Origin of the sequence: Polynucleobacter rarus (genome assembly GCF_003072505.1) — a bacterium.
GTDB lineage: Bacteria > Pseudomonadota > Gammaproteobacteria > Burkholderiales > Burkholderiaceae > Polynucleobacter > Polynucleobacter rarus.
The window spans coordinates 1,217,706-1,230,501 of sequence record NZ_NTGB01000001.1; the positions used below are offsets into that span (position 1 = coordinate 1,217,706).

The following is a 12,796-nucleotide window of genomic DNA, read 5'->3' on the forward strand; positions in this document are numbered from 1 at the left end:
TTTAAGCCTCTATCAAAATACGTAAAATTCTGCGAAGAGGTTCAGCAGCGCCCCAAAGGAGTTGATCACCAACAGTGAATGCCCCAATAAACTCTGGTCCCATTGCAAGGTGATGAATTCTACCAACAGGTATTTGCATCGTACCGCTTACGGCTGCAGGGGTGAGAAATTTCTCAGATTGCTCACGATCATTTGGCACAACTTGAACCCAATCATTGGCCGAAGCAATAATCTGTTCAACATCTTGAATCGCGACATGCTTTTTTAACTTAATTGTCAAGCCTTGTGAATGGCAACGCATTGCACCAACTCGAACACATAAGCCATCGATTGGAATACTTCCTGGCTGTCTAAAAGGTGGCATGCCTAAAATCTTGTTGCACTCGGCCCCACCTTTCCACTCTTCCTTACTTTGACCATGTTCAACCGGAACATCAATCCACGGAATTAAGCTACCGGCTAGAGCGGTATTTCTAAAATTCGATTTAGGGAAAGAGTCAGAACGCATCGTTTGGGTAACTTTACGATCAATCTCTAAAATAGCGGAACTCGGTGTACTTAAATCTTCTTGAACGCTCTGATATAAAGCTCCCATTTGATTTAATAACTCACGCATATTTTGTGCACCAGCACCCGATGCAGCTTGATAAGTCATGGCGGAGACCCACTCCACTAAATTGGCATTAAATAAGCCACCTAGGCCCATCAACATCAAGCTCACTGTACAATTGCCACCAATCCAGTTATTACGACCATCTTTGATTGCTTGATTAATTACAGAGCGGTTTACCGGATCTAAAACAATCACAGCATCATCAACCATGCGTAAAGTGCTCGCCGCGTCAATCCAATGCCCTTGCCAACCAGCAGTTCTGAGTTGACCAAAAACTTCTTTAGTGTAGTCGCCACCTTGGCAAGAGATGATGTAATCACATTGTTTCAATGCTGAAATATCATAAGCATCTTTAAGTTTTTTTTCATTTTTGGTAAGGATTTGGCCATTAATTAATGGCACATCTCCACCAACGTTACTCGTGCTAAAGAAAATAGGTTCGACATGGTCAAAGTCCTTCTCAGCAATCATACGTTCCATGAGGACGCTTCCAACCATACCGCGCCAACCAACAAGACCTAATAATGGAATCGACATACAACAACAGTCCTTAAAAAAAATGAAAAAAGAATTTCTATTTTAACGCCTGAGACACAATTGCCCCAAGTAAATAGAGATTAAAACGACAAATTCGCTATGAATTAACCCAATTTGTCATAGAACAGACTAAAGGGAGATGTCCTAAATAGATCAATTTAGGACATTTAGATCTTACAAAGTACTTAAAAAGTTTAAACCCAGATTAATTTGCGAGCGCATCGAGAACGGCTTGCCCCATTTCTCTAGTACCCACCTTTTTGGTACCCTCTGTATAAATATCGCCAGTCCGATAACCTTGGGCCAACACTTTTTGAACAGCATTTTCAATTCGAGCAGCTTGTTCTTCAAGGCCTAAGGTATACCTGAGCATCATGGCAGCAGATAAAATAGTAGCTAAAGGATTAGCAATCCCTTTTCCAGCAATATCTGGAGCAGAACCATGGCTTGGCTCATATAAACCTTTATTGTTCGCATCTAATGAAGCTGAAGGTAACATCCCAATCGAACCAGTTAACATCGATGCTTCGTCAGATAAGATATCTCCAAACAAATTACCAGTAACAACCACATCAAAAGCTTTTGGCGCTCTGACAAGTTGCATAGCAGCATTATCAACATACATATGGGTTAGTTCAACATCTGGATATTCTTTACCCAACTCAGTCATGACATCACGCCACAATTGTGAAGTCTCTAGGACGTTGGACTTATCAACGCTGCATAGACGACGTTGACGTTTTCTGGCTGCATTAAAAGCCACATGACCAATCCGAATGACCTCAGGCTCACTATATCGCATGGTATCAAAACCTTCTCTCGTGCCAGGAAACAAGCCATCAGTAGAAGTTCTAAGCCCTTTTGGTGAACCAAAATAGACATCCCCATTTAACTCTCGAACGATCAAAATATCTAAACCAGCAACAATCTCAGGTTTTAATGATGATGCCGCAGTTAATTCTTTATAACAAATCGCAGGACGCAGATTAGCAAATAATGACAAGTGTTTACGCAAACCTAAAATTGCTTGCTCAGGTCTTAATTCTCTTGGTAAATTATCATATTGAAAATCACCCACAGAGCCAAATAAAATTGCATCAGCATCTTTAGCTAGTTGCAATGTAGCTTCAGGTAATGGATGACCAGAAGCTTTATAACCCGCACCACCAACCGGCGCTTCTTCGATTTCAAAGGACTCACCTAAAGCATTTAATACTAACTTTGCCTCAGCAATAATTTCGGGACCAATACCATCACCAGGTAGCACTGCAATTTTCATATCAACTTTCTCTAAAACTTTTAAAGGTACTCTAAACCAATGTTTATGGTAATTTAGTGTCTAACCATGGCATCTTTAAAATGCGCTCGGATTCATAAGACTTGATCTTTTCGGAATGACGTAGCGTAAGTCCGATATCATCAAATCCATTGAGTAAACAATATTTTCTAAATGGTGTCACGTCAAATGGGTAGCTGGTACCGTCGCCCACAATCACTAACTGTTTTTCAAGGTCAATCGTCAATTGAAAACCATTGAAAGCAAAGGTTTCGTTAAATAAACGATCTACTACAGAATCTCCCAAAACAATTGGCAAAATACCATTTTTAAAACAATTGTTCATAAAAATGTCTGCAAAACTTGGCGCAATCAAAGCACGAATACCATATTGTCCAAGAGCCCAAGGAGCATGCTCGCGCGAACTACCGCAGCCAAAGTTTTTTTTAGCTAACAGAATACTGCCTTGTTTATATCTAGGCTGATTTAATACAAAATCAGGATTGATGGGACGAGCTGAACAATCTTGACCTGGCTCACCTTGGTCAAGATAACGCCATTCATCAAATAAGTTTTGACCGAAGCCAGTTCTGGCTATCGATTTGAGAAATTGCTTCGGAATAATAGCGTCTGTATCTACATTCTCCCGATCTAGGGGAATCACAATACCTTGATGAACTGTAAAAGCTTGCATAAAAATCTTTCTATCTTATCGAATAGGTGTAACCACAGCACCGTTAGATGCTGGCTGGTTATTCTCTGAAGGTGATACAGGAGTTGTTGATTTTTTATCGGTAGCTGATGAAGAGGATTTTTCAAATACACGACCAAGCCCTTGTAAATCTTTACCAAGCCCTTCAACGGTTGAGCAGGAAGCGAAAGAAAATACCAATTGAAGACCTAAAATTTTCAGTAGCAAATTATTAATTCTCATGTATCCCTTCCAAATCTTGAATCATCAAGAAATTTTTCTAACATCAACAAAATGGCCTTCAATCGCCGCAGCTGCAGCCATTGCAGGACTTACTAAATGGCTACGACCACCGGCACCTTGACGTCCTTCAAAATTACGATTTGAAGTTGAGGCACAACGCTCTCCTGGTTCTAAGCGGTCGGCATTCATCGCCAAACACATCGAGCATCCTGGTTCGCGCCACTCAAAACCTGCGGCTTTAAATACTTTGTCTAAACCTTCTTTTTCAGCTTGCGCTTTGACTAATCCTGAACCAGGAACAACCAAGGCTAGTTTGACATTAGAAGCAACTTTTTTACCAATGCGTTCAACTACTTTCGCTGCACTTCTGATATCTTCTATACGACTGTTAGTACATGATCCAATAAAGACTTTGTCAATTTGAATCGACTCAATCGGCATATTCGGTTGGAGCCCCATATAAAGAAGTGCCCGCTCGATGGCAGATCTCTTATTCGCATCTTTTTCTTTATCAGGATCCGGAATACGATCATCAATGGCTAAAACCATCTCCGGAGAGGTACCCCAAGTCACCTGCGGTTTAATTTCTTCAGCTCGTAAAGTCACAACCTGATCAAAAGTTGCGCCAGCATCAGTATGTAAATTACGCCAATATTGAATAGCAAGATTCCAAGCCTGTCCATTTGGAGAATAAGGACGATTTTGCACATATTCAATCGTCTTTTCATCTACAGCCACCAAACCAGCTCTAGCCCCCGCTTCGATGGCCATATTGCAAAGTGTCATGCGACCTTCCATTGATAGCTGAGAAATCGCTTCTCCAGCAAATTCAATAGTGTGTCCCGTTGCACCTGCAGTGCCAATCTTGCCAATAATCGCCAAAACTATATCTTTAGCAGAACAACCTAAAGGTAATTTACCATCTACCTTTACCAGCATATTTTTACTCTTCTTCATCAGAATCGTTTGCGTAGCTAATGTATGCTCAACTTCTGAAGTACCAATACCAAATGCCAAAGCACCAAATGCCCCGTGAGTACTGGTATGAGAGTCGCCACAAACTACGGTCATTCCGGGTAAAACCGCACCTTGTTCAGGACCAATCACATGAACAATACCCTGACGCAAGTCATTCATCTTGTATTGAGTAATACCTAAACGGTCACAATTAGAGTCTAGGGTGTCAACTTGAAGTTTAGAAACAGCATCAGTAATGCCGTTGGAACGATCGGTTGTAGGGACATTATGGTCAGATACAGCCAAATTGGCGGAATTACGCCAAAGAGGACGATGCGCTATTTGAAGTCCTTCAAATGCTTGAGGGCTCGTTACTTCATGTAATAAATGGCGATCAATGTAGAGGATGGCTGTGCCATCCTCTTCTGTATGCACCACATGGTCGTCCCAAAGTTTATCGTATAAGGTCCGTGCCATGTATTCTCCTGTTTAAAATTATTTAGTTTCAATAGTCCGAGTAGTATAACCGTTGAATAATTGACGCGGACGGCCAATTTTATATTCAGGATCTGTAATCATTTCTTCCCACTGCGCAATCCAACCAACTGTTCTAGCTAAAGCAAATACGCAAGTAAACATGTCAGTCGGAATACCTAGTGCACGTTGGACAATACCAGAGTAAAAATCAACGTTTGGATACAGTTTACGGCTTACAAAATACTCATCTTCTAGAGCAATTTTTTCTAAAGTCATCGCTAATTTGAAGAGAGGATCATCACCTAATCCAAGTTCATTCAACACTTCATAGCAAGTTTCACGCATTAGTTTTGCTCTTGGATCAAAGTTCTTATAAACACGGTGTCCAAAGCCCATTAAACGAACTCCAGAGTCCTTGTCCTTCACTTTAGCAATGAACTCACCAATTTTCTCAACGCCACCATTTTTTTGAATGTCTTCAAGCATCTGTAAGCAGGCTTCATTTGCACCACCATGTGCAGGACCCCACAAACAAGCAACCCCAGCAGCAATTGCTGCAAATGGATTTGCACCAGAAGAACCAGCTAAACGAACTGTTGAAGTTGAAGCATTTTGCTCGTGATCAGCATGCAAAATAAAAATTCTATCTAGTGCTCTAACTAAAACTTCATTCACGACATAATCTTCACATGGCGTTGCAAACAACATGCGCATAAAGTTAGCCGTGTAAGACAAATCATTTTTTGGATAAATGAATGGTTGACCAATTGAATATTTATAAGACATGGCAACCAAGGTAGGCATTTTAGCAATCAGACGAATCTGCGCAATTTCACGAATCCGAGGCTCTGAATAATCTAAACCATCATGGTAGAAAGCAGCCATGGCACCAACCAAGCCAGTAAGCACAGCCATAGGATGTGCATCACGACGGAAGCCTCTCAAGAAAAACTGCATTTGCTCGTGAACCATGGTGTGATGCATCACTAAATCATCAAATTCCTTTTTTACCTCTTTAGAAGGCAAATCACCATTAATGAGCAAATAACAAGTTTCCAAGAAGTCGCAATTTACCGCAAGATCTTCAATTGGATAACCTCTGTAAAGCAACTCACCCTTGTCACCATCAATAAATGTAATCTTCGAATTACAAGAAGCAGTAGACATAAAACCAGGATCATAAGTAAATTTACCGGTTTGACCATATAACTTACGAATGTCAATTACATCTGGACCTACGGTACCTTTGTATATTGGCATCTCAATGGCTGGGGAACCATCAGAAAAAGATAAGGTGGCTTTAATATCAGAGGGTGTCATTGTTTTGTCCTTACGTTGAATTTTGTTTATTTTAGTTGAAGATAGATTTAAAACTATAAATCTCTATCCTAAACGTGAATCTTTACACTTGACGCATTTGTTTCAATACTTTTAATACATTTGGTTGATTTAGATGACCTGTCGGTTCTTTACGACTCAAAAATAAATCCAACAAATCATTATCACTCAAATCAAATAGTTGATCGAGGGAATACACATCATCCATGGTCAATTCTTGTGCAAAACGATTAAAAAATCTTTCAATAATTAAATCGTTTTCCAACAAGCCCCGCCGAGCACTCCATCGAAGTCTTGAAAGAATACCCGAATCAATCGTCATATTGCGCGACGAACCATTAACTCTTTAATTTTACCAATTGCTTTAGTCGGGTTTAGTCCTTTTGGACAAACATCAACGCAATTCATAATGGTATGGCAGCGGAATAATCGATATGGGTCTTCTAAATTATCTAAGCGCTCACTCGTTACTTCATCACGACTATCTGCAATAAAGCGATACGCTTGCAATAAACCTGCAGGTCCGACAAACTTATCTGGATTCCACCAGAAGGATGGACAGGCAGTTGAGCAAGACGCACATAAAATACACTCATACAAACCGTTCAACTCATCTCTTTCTTCAGGAGACTGTAAGCGCTCTTTTTCTGGAGGTTGAGTTTCATTAACCAAGTAAGGACGGATTGAATGGTATTGCTTGAAGAAATTAGTCATATCGACAATCATGTCACGCACGACTGGCAATCCAGGCAATGGGCGCAAGGTAATCTTCTTTGGCAAAGTAAGCATATTGGTTAAGCAAGCTAAACCATTCTTACCGTTGATGTTCATCGCATCAGAGCCACATACACCCTCACGGCATGAGCGACGGAAAGATAATGTCTCATCTAACTTCTTGAGCTTCATGAGTGCATCTAGCAACATTCTCTCACTACCATCTAACTCTAATTCATAAGTTTGCATGCGTGGAGCCGCATCCTTATCTGGGTCATAACGATATACTTCAAATATACGAATTTCACTCATAATAATTCCTCTTAGAATGTTCTAACTTTTGGTGGAATAGACTCAGCAGTCAAAGGCTTCAGATTTACTGGCTTGTATTCAAGGCGATTGTTATCCTTAAACCATAAGGTATGTTTGAGCCAGTTAACATCATCACGCTCTGGGCAGTCATCATGGGCATGAGCACCACGGCTTTCTTTACGAGCAGCTGCAGAAATCATCGTGGAGTTAGCTGCTTCAACTAAATTAGCTAGTTCTAACGCTTCGACTCTTGCCGTGTTAAATGTCTTAGATTTATCTTTTAAATGAATCTTATTTGCGCGCTCTGTCAGCTCAGCCATCAATGCAACACCTTCATCCATGATTGCTTGAGTTCTAAACACACCACAGTGTTTTTGCATCGCGTTACGAATCTCATTAGCAACATCTTGAGTGTATTCACCAGATGAAGAATCATCGAGTTTAGCGACTCTAGCTAATGAGTAATCAGCGGCATTTTCTGGTAACGGCTTATGTTCTTTCTTCTTAATGTCAGAAGCAACAATATGATTACCTGCTGCACGACCGAATACTAATAAGTCTAAAAGTGAATTCGTTCCTAGGCGATTAGCGCCATGAACTGAAACACACGAACATTCACCTACAGCGTAAAAGCCATTCACAACTTCATTTGGATTACCGTTCTTCGGCGCCACGACTTGTCCATAAATATTCGTCGGAATACCACCCATTTGATAATGAATCGTTGGTACTACAGGAATTGGTTCTTTCGTTACGTCAACGTTCGCAAAGTTAATGCCAATTTCATACACTGATGGTAGACGCTTATGAATTGTTTCGGCTCCAATATGCGTTAAGTCAAGTACTACGTAGTCACCATTAGGACCACAACCACGACCTTCTTTGATTTCTTGATCCATACAACGAGATACGAAATCTCTAGGCGCTAAATCTTTCAAGGTTGGAGCATAACGCTCCATAAAACGCTCACCATCTTTGTTTCTTAAAATACCACCTTCACCACGACACCCTTCGGTCAGCAAAACTCCCGCCCCAGCTACGCCAGTTGGGTGGAATTGCCAAAACTCCATATCTTCGAGCGGTATTCCAGCACGGGCAGTCATCCCCATACCGTCGCCAGTGTTAATGAAAGCATTGGTGGAAGCTTGCCAAATACGACCAGCTCCGCCAGTAGCAAACATGGTAATTTTTGCTTCTAAAATATGAATTTCACCCGTTTCCATTTCCATGGCAGTCACACCAACGACATCGCCGTCAGCATCACGAATCAAATCAAGTGCCATCCACTCAACAAAAAATTGTGTCTTAGCACGAACGTTTCTTTGATATAAAGTGTGCAACATTGCATGACCTGTTCTATCAGCAGCAGCACAGGCGCGTTGAACTGGCTTTTCACCATAATTTGCAGTATGCCCACCAAATGGACGCTGATAAATAGTGCCGTCAGCGTTACGGTCAAATGGCATACCAAAATGTTCTAACTCATAAACCACCTTAGGCGCTTCACGACACATAAATTCAATCGCATCTTGATCACCTAACCAATCAGAACCTTTAATCGTGTCATAAAAGTGATAATGCCAGTTATCCTCACTCATGTTTCCTAAAGAAGCACCAATACCACCCTGCGCAGCAACCGTATGTGAACGAGTTGGGAACACTTTTGAGAGAACCGCTACGTTCAATCCAGCTTCAGCTAACTGTAAAGAGGCACGCATACCTGCGCCACCTGCACCAACAATAACAACATCAAAACGACGGCGTGGAATTGCCGAATTTATCGTACCCATTTAAACCCTCCAAAGAATTTGAGCCGCGTATGCAGTACAACCAACTAACCACAAAACAGTAAGTGTTTGTAAAGTTAAGCGCAGACCTGCGGAACCAATATAGTCCATCCAGATATCACGGATACCTACCCAAGCATGGTAAAACAATGATGTAAGGGTTAAAAAGGTCAGGATTTTCATTAATTGATTAGCAAATAATGATGCCCAACCTTCATAGCTGGCATTCCCGTAAATAAGATATACCGCGAGCAGAACCACTGTGAAAATAATCATGATGACTGCAGTTACTCTTTGTAGTAGCCATTCAGTCAATCCATAATGAGCACCCACTACTAAGCGCTTAGAACCAATGTTGTTATTAGCCATGATTTTCCTTAAAACAAATTAAATAATTTAGCGCCAAGAACTAGTGTTAAGGCCAGACTAATAACCAAAACTGTAATTGCCGACTTTTGAATCTGATGTTTTTCTATGCCACGATGTGTGTCAAGCATTAAGAAACGAATACCGGCACAAAAGTGATGTAAAAAACCCCAAATCAGCGCCAAGATAAAGAGCTTAATAAGCGGATTTGCCACCATCTCTGAAAAAGTGATGAAACTAATCTCTGAGGTAATGCTTTTATCAAAAAGATACAAAATAAAAGGGAGTGATAAAAACAATAATGCACCACTTACACGGTGCAAAATCGATACTTTTCCAGACCATGGTAATTTGTAAGAAGTCAGAATTTGTCCATAGCCAATATTCTTAAATTGGGGACGCGACTTACGGTCGCTAGAGTTGATATTTTCAGACATTAAATAACCTTATGTGTTAAGCATGGGGTGTAAATATTTAATTACATTGCAGTTTTTTGACATACCAATTAAAAAATCATTTGATCATCAAGAACTGTTAGGCTCTATTTTGTCATACTCTTTTGATTTTTTGGAATTCAATCAAATAAAAAAAAATAATCTAAATAAATCAATGATTTGAAAAATCTGTCTTGAAGATTCAAAAAAGATTAGCGCATTTGCCTATCAAAAAAACCACTTAAAAACCGTTCCTATTTCAACAGGTAAACCTAATACAGATGTAAATCTGGCTGACATCTCGATGTAAAGCAAAATAGCAAATAAAATTACATTTCATTCAGAAAATTGATTGAATAAATCAAAAAAACTATTACCAATGTATGAAGTTCAAGACTTTTCTTTCATAAAAATGCAGTTTTTGGGGCATTTTTCTAAATAAATTGTCCAAATGATGATGTACAAATTAAAAAGTTTAATCATGTCTTGTTACATTGCTTATCATCAATGGTTATAGAATTTTTTTAAAACTCTATAATTGAACGAATTACAATTTTTTTATCGACAACACGGAGTTAATTTCATGGCAAAAGCACCTTTAAACGTTGCAATCACCGGAGCCGCCGGTCAAATCGGATATTCTTTATTATTTCGTATTGCCAATGGCGATATGCTAGGTAAGGATCAACCAGTTAATCTTCAGTTATTGGAAATTCCAGATGAAAAGGCTCAAAATGCACTAAAAGGTGTCATGATGGAGTTGGATGATTGTGCATTCCCCCTCTTGAATAGCATGAGTGCTCATGGTGATGCGATGACCGCATTTAAAGATATTGATTACGCAGTGCTCGTCGGCGCACGTCCACGCGGTCCAGGAATGGAACGTAAAGACCTTTTACAAGCAAATGCAAAAATCTTTACAGCTCAAGGTAAAGCTTTGAATGCCGTAGCGAAAAGAACCGTAAAAACCTTGGTTGTTGGTAATCCTGCCAATACCAACGCCTATATTGCCATGAAGTCTGCGCCAGACCTACCAGCAAAAAACTTTACTGCAATGTTACGTTTAGACCATAACAGAGCTCTATCTCAATTAGCAGCGAAAGCAAACATTGCAGTTGCAGATATTGAAAAATTAGTAGTTTGGGGTAACCACAGCCCAACAATGTATCCAGATTACCGTTTTGCGAATGTTGCAGGTAAGTCCATTAAAGAAATGATCAACGACGAAGAATGGAACAAGACTGTCTTTTTACCTACTGTTGGTAAGCGTGGTGGTGCCATTATTGAAGCTCGTGGTCTATCTTCAGCTGCTTCTGCGGCCAATGCGGCGATTGATCATATTCATGATTGGCACGTTGGTACAAATGGCAAATGGGTCACAATGGGTATTCCTTCAGATGGTTCATACGGTATTCCTGAAGGTATTATCTACGGCGTGCCAGTTACTTGCGAAAACGGCGAGTACCAATTGATTCAAGGTCTCGAGATTGATGCATACTCCCGTGAAAGAATGGATTTCACCTTAAATGAGTTGTTAGAAGAAAAAGCTGGCGTTCAAGATTTACTGTAATTAATTAAAGGTTCCCCATGACTCCTTCTGAAGTGTTATTTGACGGCATTGTCCCAAAGACAATTCCCGTTTGTGATCATTACTGCGGTACTGAATTACGCATGAAAAAGGCAATGACACTACAGAATGACATGGGACCTTGCTTTGATATTACTTTTGATTTAGAGGATGGGGCTCCAATTGGGCAGGAGTCTGAACATGCCAACCTAGTCTGTCAATTAATTGCTAGCCCTGCAAACCAATTCAACCGAATCGGTGTACGGGTTCATGATCCAAAAAGTCCACACTTTATTAATGATGTAAAAACGATTGTCAACGCCGTGGGCAGTAAAGTAGCTTACATCGTTATACCCAAAATTGATTCAGCCAATCAAACAATTGATTTGATTGAAAAAATTAACGAGTATGCGCAACATCTTGAGTCTGGTAAAAAAATCCCTATCCATGTTTTGATCGAAACAAACTTAGCCCTCGCCGATGTTTTCAACATTGCCGCAATTCCGCAAGTGGAATGTTTAAGTTTTGGCTTAATGGATTTTGTGTCAGGGCATTATGGCGCTATACCAAGTAGTGCGATGGCACAGGATCAGTTTGACCACCCTTTAGTAAAAAGGGCAATGTGTGAAATCTCAGCAGCCTGCCATACCTACGGAAAAATTCCATCTCACAATGTATGTACGAATATTCACTCGGCTGATGTAGTAACCAGTGATAGTTTACAAGCCAAAAATCATTATGGATATACTCGAAAGTGGAGTATTCATCCAATGCAGATTCCTCTCATTGTCCAAGCTTTTAGCCCTAGTGATGAACAAATTTCTGAAGCCATTCATATTTTGACTCGCGCAGTTGATGCAAAGTGGGGCCCAATTCAATATGAAGGTCGCTTACATGATCGTGCAAGCTTTCGTTATTATTGGATGATTTTACAAAAAGCACATCAGACAGATATTAAAAAATTAACCGCAATTGAACATCTAGGATGGTTTGAATGAACTTAGCAACATTGCACGTTTCACAACGATTCATTAGCAAATCAAAAAGTTTTCAACTTTTATTTACTTTAATATTAGTTACTTGTGTGGTTTTTATTTTTAATAGCAGCTCTCAAGCTGCCGAAAAGAAACCTCTTAAAAATAATTCTGGGCTTGTCAAAACAGATGCCAATAAGTTTGATGAACTGAAATTGGTTGATGCCAGTATTTGGCGATGTGAAAACAATATTATCGTTAAAACAGCAGAATCTTCTCAGGGTTATTTGATGCTTTGGAATAACAAACTCTATATCATGAACAAGATTGACGCTTTAAAAGGTGTTCAACGTTACACCAATGATACCTTCCATCTCAACTGGATTGAAATACCTGATAAGGCCATGCTGTTTAACTTCAAACTTGGTCAGCGCGTTCTTGATTACTGCAAAACTCCTGAACTTGCTGCCCAGGCTCCGAACCAAAATCAAGAAGATTTAATGAAGTAAA

The 12,796-nt window shown here is 40.0% G+C and carries 14 protein-coding genes; 3 read left to right on the plus strand and 11 right to left on the minus strand.

From position 1 onward, the window contains the following. Position 1: 1 nt before the first annotated feature. From asd to sdhC, 11 genes are all read right to left on the minus strand, one after another. Entirely contained in the window at positions 2–1,150 is a 1,149-nt protein-coding gene (gene asd / locus AOC35_RS05710) for an aspartate-semialdehyde dehydrogenase (RefSeq protein WP_211307481.1), read from the minus strand. 205 nt (positions 1,151–1,355) lie between these two features. Next, entirely contained in the window at positions 1,356–2,429 is a 1,074-nt protein-coding gene (gene leuB, locus AOC35_RS05715) for a 3-isopropylmalate dehydrogenase (RefSeq protein ID WP_108646179.1), read from the minus strand. A 43-nt stretch (positions 2,430–2,472) separates the two neighbouring features. After that, a complete protein-coding gene (leuD, locus tag AOC35_RS05720; RefSeq protein WP_108646180.1) occupies positions 2,473–3,120 on the minus strand; it encodes a 3-isopropylmalate dehydratase small subunit in 648 nt (215 codons plus the stop codon). A gap of 15 nt (positions 3,121–3,135) precedes the next feature. Continuing rightward, entirely contained in the window at positions 3,136–3,360 is a 225-nt protein-coding gene (locus tag AOC35_RS05725) for a hypothetical protein (protein ID WP_108646181.1), read from the minus strand. Positions 3,361–3,384: 24 nt separating this feature from the next. After that, positions 3,385–4,794 carry a 3-isopropylmalate dehydratase large subunit gene (leuC, locus tag AOC35_RS05730; protein WP_108646182.1) on the minus strand — a complete coding sequence of 470 codons (1,410 nt, stop codon included), beginning with the start codon at positions 4,792–4,794 and terminating at the stop codon, positions 3,385–3,387. Between the two features lie 18 nt (positions 4,795–4,812). Beyond that, positions 4,813–6,114, minus strand: coding sequence for a citrate synthase (gene gltA / locus AOC35_RS05735; protein WP_108646183.1), 1,302 nt, complete (start codon positions 6,112–6,114; stop codon positions 4,813–4,815). A gap of 82 nt (positions 6,115–6,196) precedes the next feature. After that, the gene (locus AOC35_RS05740; protein ID WP_108646184.1) at positions 6,197–6,454 is read right to left on the minus strand and encodes a succinate dehydrogenase assembly factor 2; all 258 of its coding nucleotides are present in this window, start codon (positions 6,452–6,454) and stop codon (positions 6,197–6,199) included. Continuing rightward, entirely contained in the window at positions 6,451–7,158 is a 708-nt protein-coding gene (locus AOC35_RS05745; protein ID WP_108646185.1) for a succinate dehydrogenase iron-sulfur subunit, read from the minus strand. The genes AOC35_RS05740 and AOC35_RS05745 overlap by 4 nt, the downstream gene beginning before the upstream one ends. A gap of 11 nt (positions 7,159–7,169) precedes the next feature. After that, on the minus strand, positions 7,170–8,948 hold the full coding sequence (gene sdhA / locus AOC35_RS05750) for a succinate dehydrogenase flavoprotein subunit (protein ID WP_108646186.1): 1,779 nt from the start codon (positions 8,946–8,948) through the stop codon (positions 7,170–7,172). Beyond that, positions 8,949–9,314, minus strand: coding sequence for a succinate dehydrogenase, hydrophobic membrane anchor protein (sdhD, locus tag AOC35_RS05755; protein ID WP_108646187.1), 366 nt, complete (start codon positions 9,312–9,314; stop codon positions 8,949–8,951). Positions 9,315–9,322: 8 nt separating this feature from the next. Beyond that, positions 9,323–9,748: a succinate dehydrogenase, cytochrome b556 subunit gene (gene sdhC, locus AOC35_RS05760; RefSeq protein WP_108646188.1), complete on the minus strand. Its 426-nt coding sequence runs from the start codon at positions 9,746–9,748 to the stop codon at positions 9,323–9,325. Positions 9,749–10,328: 580 nt separating this feature from the next. Between sdhC and AOC35_RS05765 the strand changes: the two genes are divergently transcribed. From AOC35_RS05765 to AOC35_RS05775, 3 genes are read left to right on the plus strand one after another with little or no spacing between them, the layout of a single operon-like run. Beyond that, positions 10,329–11,315 (plus strand): malate dehydrogenase, encoded by a 987-nt coding sequence (locus AOC35_RS05765; protein WP_108646189.1) that lies wholly within the window; start codon positions 10,329–10,331, stop codon positions 11,313–11,315. A 17-nt stretch (positions 11,316–11,332) separates the two neighbouring features. Further along, the gene (locus AOC35_RS05770) at positions 11,333–12,310 is read left to right on the plus strand and encodes an HpcH/HpaI aldolase/citrate lyase family protein (RefSeq protein ID WP_108646190.1); all 978 of its coding nucleotides are present in this window, start codon (positions 11,333–11,335) and stop codon (positions 12,308–12,310) included. Next, a complete protein-coding gene (locus AOC35_RS05775; RefSeq protein ID WP_108646191.1) occupies positions 12,307–12,795 on the plus strand; it encodes a hypothetical protein in 489 nt (162 codons plus the stop codon). The genes AOC35_RS05770 and AOC35_RS05775 overlap by 4 nt, the downstream gene beginning before the upstream one ends. Position 12,796: the final 1 nt, after the last annotated feature.

Coding starts and splice junctions, on each gene's coding strand:
- asd (WP_211307481.1), bottom strand. CDS start 1,150: ATGTCGATTCCATTATTAGGTCTTGTTGGTTGGCGCGGTATGGTTGGA.
- leuB (WP_108646179.1), bottom strand. CDS start 2,429: ATGAAAATTGCAGTGCTACCTGGTGATGGTATTGGTCCCGAAATTATT.
- leuD (WP_108646180.1), bottom strand. CDS start 3,120: ATGCAAGCTTTTACAGTTCATCAAGGTATTGTGATTCCCCTAGATCGG.
- AOC35_RS05725 (WP_108646181.1), bottom strand. CDS start 3,360: ATGAGAATTAATAATTTGCTACTGAAAATTTTAGGTCTTCAATTGGTA.
- leuC (WP_108646182.1), bottom strand. CDS start 4,794: ATGGCACGGACCTTATACGATAAACTTTGGGACGACCATGTGGTGCAT.
- gltA (WP_108646183.1), bottom strand. CDS start 6,114: ATGACACCCTCTGATATTAAAGCCACCTTATCTTTTTCTGATGGTTCC.
- AOC35_RS05740 (WP_108646184.1), bottom strand. CDS start 6,454: ATGACGATTGATTCGGGTATTCTTTCAAGACTTCGATGGAGTGCTCGG.
- AOC35_RS05745 (WP_108646185.1), bottom strand. CDS start 7,158: ATGAGTGAAATTCGTATATTTGAAGTATATCGTTATGACCCAGATAAG.
- sdhA (WP_108646186.1), bottom strand. CDS start 8,948: ATGGGTACGATAAATTCGGCAATTCCACGCCGTCGTTTTGATGTTGTT.
- sdhD (WP_108646187.1), bottom strand. CDS start 9,314: ATGGCTAATAACAACATTGGTTCTAAGCGCTTAGTAGTGGGTGCTCAT.
- sdhC (WP_108646188.1), bottom strand. CDS start 9,748: ATGTCTGAAAATATCAACTCTAGCGACCGTAAGTCGCGTCCCCAATTT.
- AOC35_RS05765 (WP_108646189.1), top strand. CDS start 10,329: ATGGCAAAAGCACCTTTAAACGTTGCAATCACCGGAGCCGCCGGTCAA.
- AOC35_RS05770 (WP_108646190.1), top strand. CDS start 11,333: ATGACTCCTTCTGAAGTGTTATTTGACGGCATTGTCCCAAAGACAATT.
- AOC35_RS05775 (WP_108646191.1), top strand. CDS start 12,307: ATGAACTTAGCAACATTGCACGTTTCACAACGATTCATTAGCAAATCA.